At 39.0% G+C, this 18,777-nt stretch carries 14 protein-coding genes; 11 read left to right on the top strand and 3 right to left on the bottom strand.

The window, feature by feature from the left end; translation table 11 throughout:
- The first annotated feature begins 6 nt into the window (after nucleotides 1–6).
- Nucleotides 7–1,710, top strand: coding sequence for a flavin-containing monooxygenase (locus tag ACG94X_RS14935; protein WP_419384499.1), 1,704 nt, complete (start codon nucleotides 7–9; stop codon nucleotides 1,708–1,710).
- A 49-nt stretch (nucleotides 1,711–1,759) separates the two neighbouring features.
- On the opposite strand, the gene ACG94X_RS14930 is transcribed toward ACG94X_RS14935, so the two are convergent.
- Nucleotides 1,760–2,353: a DUF2306 domain-containing protein gene (locus ACG94X_RS14930; RefSeq protein WP_419384498.1), complete on the bottom strand. Its 594-nt coding sequence runs from the start codon at nucleotides 2,351–2,353 to the stop codon at nucleotides 1,760–1,762.
- A gap of 353 nt (nucleotides 2,354–2,706) precedes the next feature.
- On the opposite strand from ACG94X_RS14930, the gene ACG94X_RS14925 reads away from it, so the two are divergent.
- Complete coding sequence (locus ACG94X_RS14925; RefSeq protein ID WP_419384497.1) at nucleotides 2,707–3,375, top strand: YARHG domain-containing protein; 669 nt, start codon at nucleotides 2,707–2,709, stop codon at nucleotides 3,373–3,375.
- A 223-nt stretch (nucleotides 3,376–3,598) separates the two neighbouring features.
- Here ACG94X_RS14925 and gltA read toward each other — a convergent pair whose 3' ends face one another.
- Nucleotides 3,599–4,876, bottom strand: a complete 1,278-nt coding sequence (gene gltA / locus ACG94X_RS14920) for a citrate synthase (RefSeq protein WP_419384496.1) — start codon at nucleotides 4,874–4,876, stop codon at nucleotides 3,599–3,601.
- A gap of 1,066 nt (nucleotides 4,877–5,942) precedes the next feature.
- On the opposite strand from gltA, the gene sdhC reads away from it, so the two are divergent.
- From sdhC to sucD, 9 genes are all read left to right on the top strand, one after another.
- A complete protein-coding gene (gene sdhC, locus ACG94X_RS14915) occupies nucleotides 5,943–6,341 on the top strand; it encodes a succinate dehydrogenase, cytochrome b556 subunit (protein ID WP_419384495.1) in 399 nt (132 codons plus the stop codon).
- Nucleotides 6,341–6,706 (top strand): succinate dehydrogenase, hydrophobic membrane anchor protein, encoded by a 366-nt coding sequence (gene sdhD, locus ACG94X_RS14910; RefSeq protein WP_419384494.1) that lies wholly within the window; start codon nucleotides 6,341–6,343, stop codon nucleotides 6,704–6,706. Before sdhC ends, sdhD begins: the two co-directional genes overlap by 1 nt.
- Nucleotides 6,707–6,718: 12 nt before the next feature.
- Nucleotides 6,719–8,617 (top strand): FAD-binding protein, encoded by a 1,899-nt coding sequence (locus ACG94X_RS14905; protein ID WP_419384493.1) that lies wholly within the window; start codon nucleotides 6,719–6,721, stop codon nucleotides 8,615–8,617.
- Between the two features lie 14 nt (nucleotides 8,618–8,631).
- Nucleotides 8,632–9,342, top strand: a complete 711-nt coding sequence (locus ACG94X_RS14900) for a succinate dehydrogenase iron-sulfur subunit (RefSeq protein ID WP_419384492.1) — start codon at nucleotides 8,632–8,634, stop codon at nucleotides 9,340–9,342.
- 576 nt (nucleotides 9,343–9,918) lie between these two features.
- Nucleotides 9,919–12,756 (top strand): 2-oxoglutarate dehydrogenase E1 component, encoded by a 2,838-nt coding sequence (locus tag ACG94X_RS14895; protein WP_419384491.1) that lies wholly within the window; start codon nucleotides 9,919–9,921, stop codon nucleotides 12,754–12,756.
- Nucleotides 12,756–13,961 carry a 2-oxoglutarate dehydrogenase complex dihydrolipoyllysine-residue succinyltransferase gene (gene odhB, locus ACG94X_RS14890; protein WP_419384490.1) on the top strand — a complete coding sequence of 402 codons (1,206 nt, stop codon included), beginning with the start codon at nucleotides 12,756–12,758 and terminating at the stop codon, nucleotides 13,959–13,961. The genes ACG94X_RS14895 and odhB overlap by 1 nt, the downstream gene beginning before the upstream one ends.
- Before the next feature lie 100 nt (nucleotides 13,962–14,061).
- Complete coding sequence (gene lpdA, locus ACG94X_RS14885) at nucleotides 14,062–15,495, top strand: dihydrolipoyl dehydrogenase (RefSeq protein ID WP_419384489.1); 1,434 nt, start codon at nucleotides 14,062–14,064, stop codon at nucleotides 15,493–15,495.
- A 169-nt stretch (nucleotides 15,496–15,664) separates the two neighbouring features.
- Nucleotides 15,665–16,831, top strand: a complete 1,167-nt coding sequence (gene sucC / locus ACG94X_RS14880) for an ADP-forming succinate--CoA ligase subunit beta (protein WP_419384488.1) — start codon at nucleotides 15,665–15,667, stop codon at nucleotides 16,829–16,831.
- A 12-nt stretch (nucleotides 16,832–16,843) separates the two neighbouring features.
- On the top strand, nucleotides 16,844–17,734 hold the full coding sequence (gene sucD, locus ACG94X_RS14875) for a succinate--CoA ligase subunit alpha (RefSeq protein ID WP_419384487.1): 891 nt from the start codon (nucleotides 16,844–16,846) through the stop codon (nucleotides 17,732–17,734).
- Between the two features lie 82 nt (nucleotides 17,735–17,816).
- On the opposite strand, the gene ACG94X_RS14870 is transcribed toward sucD, so the two are convergent.
- On the bottom strand, nucleotides 17,817–18,578 hold the full coding sequence (locus ACG94X_RS14870; RefSeq protein ID WP_419384486.1) for a 3-oxoacyl-ACP reductase: 762 nt from the start codon (nucleotides 18,576–18,578) through the stop codon (nucleotides 17,817–17,819).
- Nucleotides 18,579–18,777 lie beyond the last annotated feature (199 nt).

Genomic DNA, 18,777 nt, shown 5'->3' with positions numbered 1-18,777 from the left:
AAAAAAATGACGACAGAAAATGATTTAGATACGATTCTAGAAAAAAATGCAGCAGAGCAAAAGTCGAACCAAACGACGGTTGAAGAGATTAAGCAAGTGACTCAACCTCAAGTAGATGAACCTGTAAAAGCTGAAGTGAAAGTGGAACCTAAAGTTAAGCCAAAAACAGCAGTGAAAGCAACGCAGAAAGCTGAAACGAAAGTGGCCACTCAAATTGTAAAACCTGCTGTTGAAAAAGCTGCGGATACCAAAAAGCAAGTGCCTGTGCATGACACCATTGTGATTGGTGCAGGTATTTCAGGTATTGCAGCTGCGTATAAGATGGATCAAGCAGGTTATCATGACTATGTGGTGCTTGAAAAAGCAAGCCGTGTGGGTGGAACTTGGCGTGATAATAATTATCCAGGTTGTGGTTGTGATGTACCTTCTGCGGTGTATTCATTCTCTTTTTCACCGAGTCATAAGTGGAGTCACTTATTCGCTAAGCAACCTGAAATTCTAGATTATTTGGAAGAGGTTGTGGAGAAATTTGATTTAGGTGGCAAGATTGAATTCAATAATGAATTAATCAGTGCAAAGTGGGATGAAACAAAGCATATTTGGAATTTAGAGACATCTAAAGGTACATATCAGACAAAAACTGTTGTCTTTACGACTGGGCCGATTACCGAGCCATCAATGCCAAAAATTAAAGGTATTGAAACCTTTAAAGGTGAAATGTTCCATTCTGCACGTTGGAATCATGAGGCTGATTTAACAGGTAAGCGTATTGCTGTGATTGGTACAGGTGCGTCTGCAATTCAGTTTATTCCACAAGTTCAACCTAAAGCGAAGGAACTCATTGTGTTCCAACGCACTGCGCCATGGGTACTCCCAAAAGCAGATATGGATTTGAGCGAAAAAGCAAAAGGTGTAATTGGTAAATTTCCAGTGATTCAGGAAACATGGCGTAAAAGCATTGTTCAAATTTTAAATGGCGTGAACTTTGGATTGCGTAATCCTAAAATTCTGAAACCTGTGAATTTTCTAAGCCGTCAATTATTACGTTTACAAATCAGCGATGAAAAGTTGCGTAAAAATGTAACGCCAAATTTTGATATTGGTTGTAAACGTTTATTATTTGCAAACAATTATTATCCAGCTTTACAACAAGACAATGTCAGCTTGGTTCCACATGGTTTGGTTGAAATTGATGGTAATACTGTAGTTGCAGCGAATGGTGAACGTCATGAAGTAGACGTAATTATTCTGGGTACGGGCTTCGAAGTTTCACATCCACCGATTGGTAAACGTGTGACGGATACAACGGGTCAGTTATTGTCTGAACGTTGGAAGGATACATCACCAGAAGCATATCTTGGGGCGAGTATTGAGAAAGTACCAAATGCATTCCTTGTACTTGGACCTAATATTCTGGTTTACGATTCGTTTATTGGTATTGCAGAAGCGCAGATTGATTATATCGTGAATGGTTTGCTAAAAATGCGTGACCAAAAGTTCACTCGTTTTGAAATTAAAAAAGATGTTGTGCGTTATCATAATATTAAAGTTCAAAAGCATCTAAAAACCACAGTATTTAATGCTGGAGGATGTAAATCTTACTATTTAGATCAAAATGGTCGTAACTTTGCTGCTTGGCCGTGGTCTTTGCAAGAGCTGAAAAATCAGTTGAGTGAATTGGATCTAGATAAATATAATGTTGCGTCATAAGTAATTTTTTTTACTATTTATAAAAAACCCTAAATTCATTTAGGGTTTTTTATGTGCTTTTATTAAATTTTTTCTGATGAAGCTTGATGATAATTATTTCAGCAATCAATAAATTAATGACCCAACCTAGCCATGATTCAAGTTGGTAAATATGCACAGGTGTCAACCATTCAAAATAGGGTTGTAGCGGATAGAGAACCATTTTCCAAGTACGTAAACTGAGGGCAGATAAACTTAAAGCAAAACTTCGAATGACCCAATCGCGATGTAATAACCATTGTTTTTTTAGTGCGTAATACAAGGCAAGAACCGTACTAATTCCCCAAAAAAAACACAATAGAATAAAACTAATTTGCGTAGAAATACCGCCAGAAGCTGATACCGCTAGAATAAAACCACTGGGTAAAGCAAAAATTAAAATGGTAAGTATATAGAGCCATCCACTGAGTCTATGTAGCCTTGGATGCTTATTTCTGAATATGCGAAAAAACTGGGTAAAGCCTGCAATTAAAACAAAGCTACTGGCGATCACATGAACTTTGAAAGCAAATTGCCAAGGTTGAGTGTCGACAATATCTTGTTTGAGTAATAAAAAGTTTTGATCCGTTTGCCATGGAAAATAAGCCAGACAAATTTTAACCATGAGAAAACACAAATAGGTGTATAAGATAAAAATAACAAGACTTAACGTCATGTAGCGATATGTCTTTTTTGTTTTATTCATGACCAAATATCATGTAGTAATTGTCAGAAATTATAATGAAAGAAAGGATTAAACCAATCGCTTTATGAATATTATTTTACTTCTAAGCTAATTTTTTGAATAAATTGAGCTGATTGTAAAACTTAATCTTTGAAAAACGTTACGATCTTCGTTATCACAAAAGTGAAAGTTTAACTTACAATCTAAGTTAAATATTAGGCTAAGTTAAAACATTCAGCTTACATTTTATAATGTGAAGCAAAATGATTGTTTATAAACAAAAAGGAATAACAATGAAAAAAGTAGTGTTTGCCGTGATGGGTATAAATATATTGTTGATGCAAAATCTTTATGCTTTTGATATTAAACAACTACAGCAATCTTGGTCAGGTAAATATGATGATCAAAAAATTGCTGTATTTATCCAGTCTATAGATCGTAATCAGGTGAAAGGCTATAGCATTTTAGGGAAAAACAAACAAAATTTTACAGGTAAGGTTCAAGCTACTCCACAAGGTTATAAGATGACTGCGACTGAAAGTGGCGCAAAGGCAAGTAGTGGTATATTTACTTTTGTGGTGGATTCAAACCAACCTAATCGTTTAGATGTAAGTTGGGAGTCTGTGGCTGGAAATGTAAAACCTAAATATTTTGATCTAAAACCACAACAATGTCGTTATCAAAAAGATGTAGGTGATTATCCTTCGGCTTCACAACGCTTATTGAAAGATGATGATTTACAAATGCCTGCCCAAGATTTAGATTGGATGCGTAATGAAATTTACGCACGTCATGGTTATTCATTTGCCAATAAAGAAATCGCTAGCCAATTTGCAAATGATAGTTGGTATATGCCATGCAGTACCAATGTCGAAAGCCAATTAACACAAATAGAGAAGACCAACATTCAACGTATTATAAAAGTTCGTCCTTATATGGCAAAAATGGAATGGGGTCGCTAAGCAGTATTTATTCAAAGTTATGATAAAAATTAGGTTTATATTCTAATACTAAACTTTTAACCTTAGTTTGAATACTTAGGATTTTTATATTTACGTTAGCAATAACTAGAAAAAAGTTACTAAGCATGAATAGAAAATTCAAGAATGCTTGAGCTAAGTTTGTAATAGACAATAAAAAACCACCCAAAAGGGTGGTTTTTTTAAATCAATCAATTCTTTCGAATTAACGACCTTGGATATCGCGCTGAGTTTCGCCAGTGTAAAGCTGACGAGGACGGCCGATTTTGTAAGGACCGCTGTGCATTTCTAACCAGTGGCTGATCCAACCAACAGTACGTGCAAGCGCGAAAATAACAGTAAACATTTCTGTTGGGATACCAATCGCTTTAAGGATGATACCTGAGTAGAAGTCTACGTTAGGGTATAGGTTACGTTTGATGAAGTATTCATCAGACAATGCAATGCGTTCAAGTTCCATTGCAAGCGCAAGTTGAGGATCGTTGATACCAAGCGCGCTAAGCACTTCGTCGCAAGTTTCTTTCATTACTTTTGCGCGTGGATCGAAGTTTTTGTAAACACGATGACCGAAGCCCATCAGTTTAACTTCTTTAGTTTTCACTTTTTCCATGAAGCCAGCAACGTTCTCTACAGTGCCGATTTCATCAAGCATTTTAAGAACAGCTTCGTTTGCGCCGCCGTGAGCAGGGCCCCAAAGTGCTGAAATACCCGCAGCGATACATGCGTAAGGGTTAGCACCAGTAGAACCAGCTAAACGTACAGTAGATGTAGACGCATTTTGTTCATGGTCAGCATGAAGCGTAAAGATACGATCCATTGCTTTAGCAAGAATAGGGTTAACTTTGTAATCACGATCTGCTGGTGTAGCAAACATCATGTACAGGAAGTTTTCAGCATAGCTCAAATCGTTACGTGGGTAAACGAACGGTTGACCAACTGTATATTTGTAGCTCCACGCTGCAAGCGTAGGAACTTTAGCAATCAAACGGATCGCTGTAATTTCACGGTGATCAACATTTTCGATATCTAAGTTGTTGTGATAGAACGCAGAAAGCGCACCAACTACACCAACCATGATCGCCATTGGATGAGCATCACGACGGAAACCATTGAAGAAACGACTAACTTGGTCATGAACCATTGTATGGTTACGAACTTTTGCGTCAAATTCAGATTTTTGTTCAGCAGTTGGAAGCTCGCCATTTAATAATAAATAGCAAGTTTCTAAATAGTCAGCTTTAGTTGCAAGTTGATCAATTGGGTAGCCACGGTGTAAAAGAACACCTTTGTTACCGTCAATGAAAGTAATTTTAGACTCGCAAGCAGCTGTAGCCATAAAACCAGGATCAAAAGTAAAGTGCCCTGCGGCCAATACATCTTTAACGTCAATTACATCTGGGCCCAATGTGCCGCTGTAAATTGGTAAGTCAATTGCTTTGCCATCAAGCTGTAATACGGCTTTTTTGCCAGTTGCTTCAGACATTCAATAGATCTCCTGTCCTGGTGAGTATATTTTATCTAACTTGTTTGGTCATCTTGTAATGCACAAGTCAGACGGATCAAAAATTGCTATTAAGCTTAGTAGGTACTGAAACTTTGTCAATTATACTTATGGATTAAAAAATGTTGTTTCCATAGTAGCTTAGTTAAAAAATAACTTGCTTGACCATCGTGTTTCAGCGCCGCACAGTATAATAAGGTAAATTCTAGATTAGGTGCAGAAAAATAATTCATATTGCAGACAAAAAGCACTATTTTTTGCCAAATGAGCAAAAATATTCGAATAAAACAGAAAGTTTGTAAATCGTCTAAAACCACCTAAATCTCACGACTTACCTTTATTATTCCATGCTATTGGAATGAAAAATAATCGAAGATTTGGATGAAATATTTATTTTCATTTTTAATATTATTTGATTAAAAAATAGTTCAATTTGAACCCTCTTGGTTTAAAAAATAACCAAAACCAAGGTGGAAATACAAATCACTTGTTGCTTTATTCCACAATGAGACTATTTCGTGACGTATTAAAATAAGTAATTCACAGGCTAAGTAGTTCTTTCTTATTATAAACTGCTCAGTTAAATCAAGTGAAAAAATGATTCATATTTATTCGGAAAATATGTACTTGGGTTAAAATGAGCATATTTATTGTAAATAATATGAAGTTTCCACTGATAAAAATAGTTATAGATCATATAGAAAAATTGAATAGGACATTTTTTTGTACCTTGTTCTTTAGTCTAAATTTATAAAAATAATATAAGTGGTAATTATGTACATCAATGAAATATCTAAATGTGTTAAAAAATAATGAGATAGCATTTTAGTAGGGGGGCTAATCGAATGGATTGGCTTCAAACTTGTTGTAAATGATTCTTATTTGAGTGATTTTTAAGGAAAAAGCCAATTTCAACGGTTTGTGTTTTGATTGTTCACGTTTTATAATTCAGTGTCGTTTAAAGTTCAGGCAATTAATTTTGTCTGACAATGCTAGCTTTCCTTCGAATTAATTCCAACAAACTCCGGATGGAGTTTTTACTTACAGGATGCCCGCTGTGAAAAGCAACAGACCTGTCAATTTGTCCATGGGTCAAGTTTTAGACGTAAACTTAAAATCCCCTGTGGCTATTGCATCAATTCTACACCGTCTTTCTGGTGTCATCGTATTTTTACTCGTACCGGTAATTTTGTGGCTTTTAGACAAATCATTGTCTTCACCAGAAGGTTTTGCTCAAGTTCAGGCAATTCTCGGTGGCTTCATTGTGCGCTTTGTTGTATGGGTATTTGTAGCTGGCTTAATTTTCCACTTCATTGCGGGTATTAAACATTTGCTTGCTGACCAAGGCATTGCAGAAGAACTGCAAAGTGGCCGAGTTGCATCTACCATCGCATTAATCTTGTCTGCAATCGGTATTGTTGCAGCATTTGTATGGATCGTACTCTAATGAAAAGTGCTACTGGTTTTTCGGGTTCAGGTTCTCGTGATTGGTTTGTCCAGCGCGTAAGTGCTGTTGTACTGGCTGTTTATACTGTTGTTGTATTTGGTTGGATCCTGTGCAATAGCGGTTTTACATTTGAACAGTGGTACGGCTTTATGATGACATTACCAATGAAGATTCTTTCTTTATTGGCGGTCTTATCTCTTGTTGCACATGCTTGGATTGGTATGTGGCAAGTATTCACAGATTATGTGACTACTCGTCAGATGGGTCCTTCAGCTTCAGGTTTACGCATTGTATTAACATCAGCAGTGATTATTGCTGTTATTGCATATGCGATCTGGGCAATCCAGATTTTTTGGGCGAATTGATAGGAAGATGTCATGGGCGCTTTAACCCCTAAAGAAGATTATTCAAATATTCCAAGCCAAGCTTTCGATGCAGTCATCGTTGGTGGTGGTGGTTCAGGTATGCGTGCTTCTTATCAACTTGCTCAAGCAGGTTTGAAAGTTGCAGTGCTAACCAAAGTATTCCCAACACGTTCTCACACTGTTGCGGCACAAGGTGGTATTGGTGCATCTCTTGGTAATATGCAAGATGATAACTGGCACTATCACTTTTATGACACAGTAAAAGGTTCTGACTGGTTAGGTGATCAAGATGCAATCGAGTTTATGTGTCGTGAAGCGCCTAAAGTTGTTTATGAATTAGAACACATGGGTATGCCTTTTGACCGTAATGCGGATGGTACGATTTACCAACGTCCATTTGGTGGACACTCTGCAAACTATGGTGAAAAGCCAGTTCCACGTGCATGTGCTGCTGCTGACCGTACAGGTCACGCGCTTTTACATACGCTTTATCAAAGCAACGTGAAAATGGGTACTCAGTTCTTCGTTGAATGGATTGCACTTGATCTGATCCGTAATGATGAAGGTACTGTGATTGGTGTAACTGCAATTGACCAAGAAACGGGTAAAATTGCGGTATTCCAAGCGAAGGCGACTTTGTTTGCTACGGGTGGTGCAGGTCGTGTTTATCGCGCATCTACAAATGCTTATATCAATACTGGTGACGGTCTTGGTATGGCAGCTCGTGCAGGTATTCCATTGCAAGATATGGAATTCTGGCAGTTCCACCCAACGGGTGTTGCAGGCGCAGGCGTATTGTTAACTGAAGGTTGTCGTGGTGAGGGTGCAATCCTTCGTAACAAAGACGGCGAACCGTTCATGGAACGTTATGCTCCAACTTTGAAAGATTTGGCTCCACGTGACTTCGTATCACGTTCTATGGACCAAGAAATCAAAGAAGGTCGTGGTTGTGGTCCTAAAGGTGATTATATCCTTCTCGATATGACTCATTTGGGTGCTGATACGATTATGAAGCGCTTACCATCTGTATTTGAGATTGGTAAAAAATTCGCAAACGTAGATATTACCAAAGAAGCGATTCCAGTTGTGCCGACAATCCATTATCAAATGGGTGGTATTCCTACCAATATTCACGGTCAGGTTGTTATTCCTGAATCTGCGAATAATGAAGCTGGTTTTTATGCGGGTTACGATCAAGCAACTAAAGAGTACACAACCAATAGTTCAATGAACTACACAGTTCCTGTAAAAGGATTCTATGCAATTGGTGAATGTTCTTGCGTATCTGTACATGGCGCAAACCGTTTAGGTACAAATTCATTGCTTGACTTGGTTGTATTTGGTAAAGCTGCGGGTGAGCACATTATCGATTACGTGACTAAACATCACGGTGATGAATATACGCCAGTTCCAACAGATGCACTTGTTAATACGATGACTCGTATTAACCATCTTGATAATTCAACGTCTGGTGAAAATGCACAAGAAGTTGCAGATGCAATCCGTGATATCGTACAGGATCACGCAGGTGTATTCCGTACTCAAGCTTTGCTTGACGAAGGTGTTAAACAGATTCTTGCAATTGCACCACGTGTTCGCAATATCCACTTAAAAGACAAATCTAAAGTATTTAACACTGCACGTGTTGAAGCTTTGGAAGTTGAAAACTTATACGAAGTAGCAAAAGCAACCTTGATTTCTGCTGCTGCTCGTAAAGAGTGTCGTGGTGCGCATACCGTTGTTGATTATGAATTACCAGCGGATCACCCGACATATTCATATGGTCGCCGTGATGATGAATGGATGAAACATACTTTGTGGTATTCGAGCGATAACCGTTTAGAATACAAACCAGTACGTTACAGCCCGTTGACTGTAGAAGCTATTGAACCTAAGCCACGTACATTCTAATCGGGAGAATAAAGATGAGTAGAGGCACTCGTACATTCGAAATCTACCGCTACGATCCTGATAAGGATAAAGCGCCGTACATGCAAACTTTTAAACTTGAATTGACAGACAAGCACCGTATGTTGCTTGATGCACTTCTTGCGTTAAAATTACAAGATGAATCATTAACATTCCGTCGCTCTTGCCGTGAAGGTATTTGCGGGTCTGATGGTGTAAACATCAATGGTAGAAATGGTCTTGCTTGTTTATGGAACTTAAACGATTTACCTGAAAAAATCGTGATTCGTCCATTACCAGGTTTGCCAGTGGTTAAAGATTTAGTTGTGGACATGACTCAGTTCTACGATCAGTATGACAAAATTCAGCCATTCCTAATCAATAATCAGCCTGCGCCACCGAAAGAGCGTTTACAGTCTCCAGAAGAGCGTGATCATTTAGATGGTCTATATGAATGTATTTTATGTGCATGTTGTTCAACTTCATGCCCATCATTCTGGTGGAACCCAGATAAATTCTTAGGTCCATCTGCATTGTTAAATGCATACCGCTTTATCATTGACTCTCGTGATACTGCAACTCAAGACCGTTTAGCACGTCTTGACGACCCATTCTCATTATTCCGTTGCAAAGGGATTATGAACTGTGTCGCTGTATGTCCTAAAGGTTTGAACCCAACAAAAGCAATCGGTCATATCCGTAGCATGTTGTTCGACCAAGCTGGTTAATACTGTTGTTATAAAAAGCGCATATCATTGGTGATGTGCGCTTTTTTATTGAATTTTGAAAAGTATCGGAAATTACGATCTAGATGATCATAATTTTATGTAAAAGGGCGGATGATATTCGATTATTCTTTATATGTATTTCGCCAATTTATAGGTGGTATGTGTCAAAAAAATCAATTGAAGCGGCAGTTCATGTTAGGATTTAACAAATCACTATATGTGGAAAAAGTACTTAATTTTTGTACATATTTTCAACATAAACTGGAATAAGGTCGGTTTATAACTATTTTATGAGTTAATCGTAAAATCGCTTTAGAAAAAATAAATCGTTGCTTTGTTTTTTCTAAGTCGATTTGCAAAAAATTGCTCAGCTGCGGTTGGGTATAAATGAGTGATGATGCCATTACGGGTGTTATGATTCATTGTATACATTAGTTATTAACTAATGATGTATAACGCCCCACGGTATTTTTGTGCCTGATGGGTGAATGTCAATTTACCGATTTGGCATTATCAATCATGGGAGTGCTTAAAAAGCACCCTCTAATGTTTTTGCAATAGGAAATGGGTCCACAAATGCAAGAAGTTGCTGACGCATTGCGTCTTGACACTGAACTTTCCGCTGATAGTGCAGCGTATATTGAAGAGCTTTACGAACAGTACCTTTCTTCTCCAACCTCAGTAGGTGAGGATTGGCGTCAATATTTCGATAAGTTTCCAAAGGGTGATCAACCACACGGAAATATTCGTGAGCAATTCTTATTATTAGGTCGTAATTCAAATCGAGTTCAAGCTGTCGTACAAAGTGAAGTAAGTACTCATCACGAACGTCGTCAAATTGGTGTGTTACAACTTATCGCGGCGTATCGTAACCGTGGTCACCAAAAAGCAAAACTTGATCCACTAGGTTTAGCAAAACGTGAAGACGTGCCTGACTTAGATCTTGCTGCGCACGGTTTAACCAAATCAGATTTAGACACTGTATTTAATGCAGGTAATCTAGCGATTGGTAAAGTTGAAGCGACTTTAGGCGAAATGGTCAGCGCAATGGAAGCAACATATTGCGCTTCTATTGGTGCAGAGTATATGCACATTGTTGATACTAAAGAAAAACGTTGGATCCAACAGCGCCTAGAAGGTGCTCGTGGTCAATTCGGTTTTTCTGCGGATCAAAAGAAGCATGTACTTGAGCGTTTAACTGCGGCTGAAGGCTTAGAAAAATTCCTAGGCAATAAATATGTAGGTGCTAAGCGTTTCGGTGTAGAGGGTGGTGAATCTTTTATTCCTATGGTGAACGAACTGATTCAACGTGCAGGTTCTGTAGGTTGTAAAGAAGTTGTTATCGGGATGCCACACCGTGGTCGTTTAAACTTACTTGTGAACATTATGGGTAAAAACCCAGCTGATTTGTTCGGTGAGTTTGAAGGTAAATCAATTCATAAGAAAGGTTCTGGTGACGTTAAGTATCACCAAGGTTTTTCTTCAAACGTAATGACCCCAGGTGGCGAAGTTCACTTGGCATTGGCGTTTAACCCATCGCATTTAGAAATCGTTGGACCTGTGGTTGAAGGTTCTGTGCGTGCACGCCAAGTACGTCGTAAAGACATTGGTGGTGATGATGTATTACCAGTAATTATTCATGGTGATGCTGCATTTGCGGGTCAAGGTGTTAACCAAGAAACCTTCCAAATGTCGCAAACTCGTGGCTATACCGTTGGTGGTACAGTTCATATTGTTGTGAATAACCAAGTTGGTTTTACAACATCTGATCCACGTGATGCACGTTCTACAGAATACTGTACTGACATTGCAAAAATGATCCAAGCACCGATCTTCCATGTGAATGGTGATGATCCTGAGTCTGTATTATTTATTGCACAATTGGCACATGATTTCCGTCATACATTCCGTAAAGATGTTGTGATTGATATGTTCTGCTACCGTCGTCGTGGTCATAATGAAGCGGATGAGCCAGCAGCAACTCAACCAATGATGTATCAAGTGATTAGCAAAAAGCCTACCACACGTACGCTTTATGCAGACCAACTGGTACAACAACAAGTATTGGATCGTGCTTCTGCAGATGCATTAGTTGAAAAATATCGTGAAGATTTGGAAGCAGGTAATCACGTTGCCAATGCTTTGGTTCTGGAACCAAACGAAAAAATGTTTGTAGATTGGAAACCTTATTTAGGTCATGACTACACAGACGTTTGGGATACCACTTTCCCAATCGAGCGTTTAAAAGAACTTGGTACAAAAATGCGTGAGCTTCCTGAAGGCTTCGTCATGCAACGCCAAGTTTCTAAAGTGATTGATGATCGCTTGAAAATGCAAACGGGTGAAATGCCACTTAATTGGGGTGCGGCAGAAGTTTTAGCTTATGCAACTATTCTAGATGATGGTTATTTGGTTCGTTTAACGGGTGAAGATGTTGGTCGTGGTACATTCTCACATCGTCATGCAAAACTGCATAACCAGGTTGATGGTTCGGTTTATATTCCTCTTTGTCATATCAAAGAAAACCAACCACGTACTGCAATTTATGACTCTTTATTGTCTGAAATGGCTGTACTTGCTTTTGAATATGGTTATTCAACTACATTGCCAAAAAGCTTAGTGATTTGGGAAGCTCAGTTCGGTGATTTCGCTAACTGTGCGCAAGTGGTTATTGACCAATTCATCTCATCTGGTGAAACCAAATGGGAACGTGTTTGTGGTTTAACATTACTTCTTCCACATGGTTATGAAGGTCAAGGTCCTGAGCATTCTTCAGCACGTTTAGAGCGTTTCTTACAGCTTTGTGCAGAAGAAAATATGCAAGTGATTACGCCAACGACTCCTGCACAGATTTTCCATGCAATGCGTCGTCAAGCGGTTCGTCCAATTCGTAAACCGATGATCGTGACTTCACCGAAGTCATTGCTTCGTCACAAACTTGCAACTTCAACCTTAGAAGAGCTTGCAACTGGTACATTCCAGACTGTGATTGATGAAGTGGATCAAATCAACAAACAAGATGTAACACGTGTTGTATTGTGTGGTGGTAAAGTTTATTACGACTTACTTGAAAAACGTCGTGAACAAAACTTGAACATCGCAGTTGTACGTGTTGAACAGTTGTATCCATACCCAGAACAACGTCTTGCTGAAGTTCTTGAAGCGTATCCAAACATGAAAGAACTTGTTTGGTGTCAAGAAGAACCGAAGAATCAAGGCGCATGGTTGTTTATTGCTCCTCGTTTATACGAAGGCGTAATGAAAGGTAGTAAACAAATTCAAATTAGCTACGCAGGGCGTGACGCTTCGGCTGCACCTGCATGTGGCTCACCTTATTTACATGCAAAACAACAAGCTCAGCTCGTGAATGACGCACTTGCGATTGTAGCTGATCAATCAGGAGAAACTAAATAATGGCAACCGAAATTAAAGCACCGGTATTCCCAGAGTCAGTTGCAGATGGAACAATTGCAACATGGCACAAACAACCAGGTGAAGCAGTTTCACGTGATGAAGTGATCTGTGATATCGAAACTGATAAAGTAGTTTTGGAAGTTGTTGCTCCTGCTGATGGTTCTATTTCTGCAATCATCAAAGGTGAAGGCGATACAGTTCTTTCATCTGAAGTTATTGCAATATTTGAAGAAGGTGCTATTTCTGGCGCTGCTCAAACTCAAGCAGTTCAATCTGAACAGAAAGTTGAACAAGCTGCTGCACAAACTGAAGCAGGCGCTTCTCCTGTTGTTGAGCGTGCTCAAGTTGCTGACCAAGCACCTGCAGTTCGTAAAGCATTAACTGAAACGGGTATTGCTGCATCTGATGTAGATGGTACTGGTCGTGGTGGTCGCATCACTAAAGAAGATGTTGCAAATCATCAAACTAAACCTGCTGCTGCACCTTTAAGTGTTGCTGTGGGTGAGCGTATCGAAAAACGTGTTCCAATGACTCGTTTACGTAAGCGTGTTGCTGAACGTCTGCTTGCTGCAACTCAGCAAACTGCAATGTTGACTACATTTAATGAAGTTAACATGAAACCAATCATGGACATGCGTGCACAATTTAAAGATGCATTTGAAAAACGTCATGGTGCTCGTCTAGGCTTCATGTCATTCTTCGTAAAAGCTGCAACTGAAGCACTTAAACGCTATCCTGCTGTTAACGCTTCAATTGATGGCGAAGACATCGTTTACCATGGTTACTATGACATCGGTGTTGCTGTTTCTTCTGAACGTGGTTTAGTGGTTCCTGTTCTTCGTGATACAGACCGCATGAACTATGCTGAAGTTGAAAATGGCATCCGTGCATACGCTGGCAAAGCGCGTGATGGTAAGCTTGGTATCGAAGATATGACTGGCGGTACGTTCACCATTACTAATGGTGGTACTTTCGGTTCATTGTTATCTACTCCGATCTTAAATACACCGCAAACGGCAATTCTGGGTATGCATAAAATCCAAGAACGTCCTATGGCTGTAAATGGTCAAGTAGAAATCTTGCCAATGATGTACTTAGCGCTTTCTTATGACCACCGTTTAATCGATGGTAAAGAAGCGGTAGGTTTCCTTGTAGCAATCAAAGAATTGTTAGAAGAACCAGCTCGACTTATTCTTGATCTTTAATACTTTAATTTATTAACAATCTCTCCTGCCCCCCATTTTAAAAACAGGGGAAAGTCCTTCTTAGAACATGGAGGACTTAGGGAGATTGCTTGGAGATAACATGTCTCAGTTTGATTTAGTTGTAATTGGCGGTGGACCAGGTGGTTATGAAGCAGCGATTCGTGCTGCTCAACTTGGTTTCAAAGTTGCTTGTATCGAAAAACGCATTCATAAAGGGAAACCATCGTTAGGTGGTACTTGCTTAAATGTGGGTTGTATCCCTTCTAAAGCACTTCTTGATTCATCTCATCACTATGAAGATACACTTCATGGCTTAGATGTGCATGGTATCTCAGTTGAAAATGTTCAACTTGATCTTCAAAAGCTTCTTGCTCGTAAAGATAAAGTTGTAGATAACTTGACTAGCGGTGTTGCTCAATTACTGAAAGGTAATGGCATTGAATGGTTACAAGGTACGGGCAAATTACTCGCAGGTAAAAAAGTTGAATTCACGCCTTTAGAAGGCAATGAAGTTCAAGTTTTAGAACCTAAATTTGTAATCCTTGCAACGGGTTCCGTACCAGTTAATATTCCTGTAGCGAAAGTGGATGAAGACTTAATTGTTGATTCTACTGGCGCACTTGAATTCCAAGAAATTCCTAAACGTTTAGGCGTGATTGGTGCGGGTGTAATTGGTCTTGAACTTGGTTCAGTATGGCGTCGTTTAGGTTCAGAAGTTGTTGTGTTTGAAGCATTAGATGCATTCTTACCAATGGCAGATAAAGCTTTAGCGAAAGATTATCAAAAGCTTTTGACTAAACAAGGTTTAGAGATTCGTATTGGTGCAAAAGTTTCTGGTACAGAAATTAACGGTCGTGAAGTGACTGTACAATATAACCAAGCGGGCGAAGACAAGACTCAAGTATTCGATAAGTTAATCGTATGCGTCGGTCGTAAAGCATATGCAGAAGGTTTATTGGCTGAAGATTCAGGCATTAAACTGACTGAACGTGGTTTGGTTGAAGTAAATGATTGGTGTGCAACTTCTATTGAAGGTGTATATGCAATTGGTGACTTAGTACGTGGTCCAATGCTTGCACATAAAGCAATGGAAGAAGGCGTAATGGCAGTTGAACGTATGCACGGTCATGCTGCTCAAATCAATTACGATACAATCATCAGCGTAATTTACACACATCCGGAAGCGGCGTGGGTAGGTTTAACTGAGGAACAAGCTGCTGCGAAAGGTCATGAAGTTAAAACAGGCCAATTCCCATTTGCGGTGAATGGTCGTGCTTTAGCTGCAAATGAATCTGCTGGTTTCGTGAAGTTTGTTGCAGATGCAAAAACTGATCGTTTACTCGGTATGCATATCATTGGCCCTGGTGCTTCAGATATCGTTCACCAAGGTATGATTGCATTAGAATTTGTATCTTCTGTTGAAGATTTACAATTGATGACTTTTGCTCATCCAACGTATTCAGAAGTTGTACACGAAGCAGCGCTTGCTGTGGATGGACGTGCGATACACGCAATTCAGCGTAAACGTAAATAATTCAAAAAAGAGCGGTTTCGACCGCTCTTTTTTAATATTGGTGGTTGTTTTTAATTGAATAATCATCTAAAAATATAAATAGAAAACTGAATAAATGCCAACAATTATTGCGATGGAAGTTTAATTGTTGGTCGATCATAACAACGTGAAAAATAGTAAAAGGTAAAAAATGAATTTACATGAGTATCAAGCCAAAGCGCTTTTGAAAAAATATGGTATGCCAGTCCAAGAAGGCCTACTGATCCGAACTCCAGAAGAAGCATCCGCAGCGTTTGATCAAATTGATGGCAAATTTGCTGTCATGAAAGCGCAAGTTCATGCCGGTGGTCGTGGTAAAGCAGGCGGCGTAAAAGTCGTAAAATCAAAAGAAGAGGCTGCTGAATACGCAAAAAATTTATTAGGCACACGTTTAGTGACCTATCAGACAGATGCGAACGGTCAACCTGTCGATAGCATTTTAGTATGTGAAGATGTATATCCAGTAGAACGTGAATTGTACCTTGGTGCAGTTGTAGACCGTTCAAGCCGTCGTGTGACGTTTATGGCATCTACTGAAGGTGGTGTGGAAATTGAGAAAGTTGCAGAAGAAACCCCAGAAAAAATAATTAAAGTAGAAGTTGATCCGCTTGTAGGATTACAACCCTTCCAGGCACGTGATGTTGGTTTCCAGTTGGGCCTGAAAGATAAACAAATCAGCCAATTTGTCACTATTATGACAGGTGCTTATAAAGCATTTGTAGAAAATGATTTTGCATTATTTGAAATTAATCCATTGTCAGTTCGTGAAAATGGAGACATCCTTTGCGTTGATGCCAAAGTGGGTATCGACTCAAATGCATTGTATCGTTTACCTGAAATTTCAGCTATGCGTGATAAATCTCAGGAAAATGAGCGTGAGTTAAAAGCATCTGAATTTGATCTGAACTATGTTGCACTTGAAGGTAACATTGGTTGTATGGTGAATGGTGCAGGTCTTGCAATGGCAACTATGGATATTATCAAGTTGTATGGTGGTTTACCTGCAAACTTCCTTGATGTCGGTGGTGGTGCAACCAAAGACCGTGTTATCGAAGCTTTCAAAATTATTCTTTCAGATACATCTGTTCAAGGCGTATTAATCAATATCTTCGGTGGTATTGTACGTTGTGACATGATTGCGGAAGCGATTATTGCAGCGGTTCAAGAAGTAAATGTAACGGTGCCTGTGGTTGTTCGTTTAGAAGGGAATAACGCAGAGTTAGGTGCAAAATTACTTGATGAATCAGGTTTAAAATTAATTTCTGCGAATGGTTTAGCTGATGCCGCAGAAAAAGTTGTTGCTGCAGTGAAAGCGTAAGGAGTATCAATCATGAGCGTATTAGTTAATAAAGACACCAAAGTATTGGTGCAAGGTTTCACTGGTAAAAATGGTACTTTCCATTCAGAACAATCGATTGCTTACGGTACAAAAGTTGTTGGTGGTGTAACTCCAGGTAAAGGCGGTCAAACGCATATTGGTCTGCCTGTATTTAATACTATGCGTCAAGCTGTAAAAGAAACGGGTGCAACTGCAACATCAATTTATGTCCCAGCGCCATTTGTACTGGATTCTGTGATTGAAGCAATTGATGCAGGACTTGAGTTGATCGTGGTGATTACTGAAGGTGTACCAACTTTAGACATGCTTAAAGCAAAACGCTATTTGGAAACATATGGCAATAATGCACGTTTAATCGGTCCTAACTGTCCAGGTATTATTACACCAGGTGAATGTAAAATCGGGATTATGCCAGGTCACATTCATCAAGCAGGTAAAATCGGGATTATTTCTCGTTCAGGTACATTGACTTATGAAGCTGTTGCCCAAACAACCAAGCTTGGTTTAGGGCAATCTACGTGTATTGGTATTGGTGGTGACCCAATTCCAGGTATGAACCAAATTGATTGTTTAAAATTATTCCAAGAAGATCCGCAAACTGAAGCCATTATTATGATTGGCGAAATTGGTGGTACTGCGGAAGAAGAAGCAGCAGAATATATCAAATCAAATGTGACTAAGCCTGTAGTTGGTTATATTGCAGGTGTTACAGCACCTAAAGGTAAACGTATGGGTCACGCAGGTGCGATTATTTCTGGTGGTCAAGGTACAGCAGAAGAAAAGTTTGCTGCATTTGAACGTGCAGGAATGGCGTATACCCGTAGCCCTGCGGAATTGGGTTCAACCATGTTCCAAGTATTGAAAGATAAAGGTTTAATTTAATCTTTTAAATTCGCAAAATAAAAAAGGGAGTCTTAAAGACTTCCTTTTTTATTGTATACAAATGAGAAAGGTTATGGATTGACTAACCTTTTACCAATCCACCATCTACAATTAAATTTTGCCCAGTCACAGCACGTGACCACGGTGATAAAAACATCAAAACAGCATCTGCGAATTGCGCAGGCGTGGTGACTTCTTTTAAGGGCGTAGAGGCTGCAATAAAATCAAAAACTTGATCTGGTGTGCTACTGCTTGCATCGGTCTTACGTAATAATCCGCCAGAAAGCATATTGACATTGATGCCGTACTGACCTAAATCATGTGAAGTTGTTCGTGTAAAAGCCAATAAAGCCGCTTTTGCGGCGGTGTAGTCGTGATATGGCACAACAGGGTTTTGAACTAAATTTGTTCCAATATTGATAATACGTCCGAAATGATCTTTTTTCATATCATCCAAAGCAGCTTGAGTAGTATACAGTGCCGCTTTTACAGCACTATCCAACTGTTGCTGCATGCTATTCCAACTCAAAGTTTCAACTTTAGGGCGTAAATCACCATCAAATTTAAATGACAGTAGCGCATTGTTAATTACCGATGTAATGGCGTGTCCATAATGGCTTTTTGCTTTAGTAAACATACTTTTGACTTGTTCTGCATCGGTGATATCTGCTTTGCAAATAAACACTTGTTGAGCATGGTTTTTTGCGAGTTGTTGTGCAGATTCCTCACTATTGAAATAGTTCACAACCACTCTTGCACCTTCACGAATCAGTGCATGGGTAATGGCAAGCCCTAAACCACGAGCGCCACCAGTCACAAGAATAATTTGATCACGTATTTCCATGATTAAAATCCAACGAGAAAGAGATCATATAATCTTAGCATTAATCAAAATACAGTTTTTAACTGTTGTGATGCAATTCATGTGGATTACTAAAAATACAATTAAAATGAATGGTGTGAAAATGATCTAACTCAAAAAAGAATTTAAAATTGCTTTATTCATTATGAATATTTTGTACAAATGACAATTAAAGCTAAAG

The organism is Acinetobacter psychrotolerans (genome assembly GCF_048552595.1).
Classification (GTDB): domain Bacteria; phylum Pseudomonadota; class Gammaproteobacteria; order Pseudomonadales; family Moraxellaceae; genus Acinetobacter.
The sequence above is the reverse complement of the archived record's forward strand: the minus strand, read 5'-3'. Positions and strand labels throughout refer to the sequence as shown.

Excerpts from the sequence above, each read along its gene's own strand:
- ACG94X_RS14935 (WP_419384499.1), top strand. The coding sequence starts at position 7 with ATGACGACAGAAAATGATTTAGATACGATTCTAGAAAAAAATGCAGCA.
- ACG94X_RS14930 (WP_419384498.1), bottom strand. The coding sequence starts at position 2,353 with ATGGTTAAAATTTGTCTGGCTTATTTTCCATGGCAAACGGATCAAAAC.
- ACG94X_RS14925 (WP_419384497.1), top strand. The coding sequence starts at position 2,707 with ATGAAAAAAGTAGTGTTTGCCGTGATGGGTATAAATATATTGTTGATG.
- gltA (WP_419384496.1), bottom strand. The coding sequence starts at position 4,876 with ATGTCTGAAGCAACTGGCAAAAAAGCCGTATTACAGCTTGATGGCAAA.
- sdhC (WP_419384495.1), top strand. The coding sequence starts at position 5,943 with ATGCCCGCTGTGAAAAGCAACAGACCTGTCAATTTGTCCATGGGTCAA.
- sdhD (WP_419384494.1), top strand. The coding sequence starts at position 6,341 with ATGAAAAGTGCTACTGGTTTTTCGGGTTCAGGTTCTCGTGATTGGTTT.
- ACG94X_RS14905 (WP_419384493.1), top strand. The coding sequence starts at position 6,719 with ATGGGCGCTTTAACCCCTAAAGAAGATTATTCAAATATTCCAAGCCAA.
- ACG94X_RS14900 (WP_419384492.1), top strand. The coding sequence starts at position 8,632 with ATGAGTAGAGGCACTCGTACATTCGAAATCTACCGCTACGATCCTGAT.
- ACG94X_RS14895 (WP_419384491.1), top strand. The coding sequence starts at position 9,919 with ATGCAAGAAGTTGCTGACGCATTGCGTCTTGACACTGAACTTTCCGCT.
- odhB (WP_419384490.1), top strand. The coding sequence starts at position 12,756 with ATGGCAACCGAAATTAAAGCACCGGTATTCCCAGAGTCAGTTGCAGAT.
- lpdA (WP_419384489.1), top strand. The coding sequence starts at position 14,062 with ATGTCTCAGTTTGATTTAGTTGTAATTGGCGGTGGACCAGGTGGTTAT.
- sucC (WP_419384488.1), top strand. The coding sequence starts at position 15,665 with ATGAATTTACATGAGTATCAAGCCAAAGCGCTTTTGAAAAAATATGGT.
- sucD (WP_419384487.1), top strand. The coding sequence starts at position 16,844 with ATGAGCGTATTAGTTAATAAAGACACCAAAGTATTGGTGCAAGGTTTC.
- ACG94X_RS14870 (WP_419384486.1), bottom strand. The coding sequence starts at position 18,578 with ATGGAAATACGTGATCAAATTATTCTTGTGACTGGTGGCGCTCGTGGT.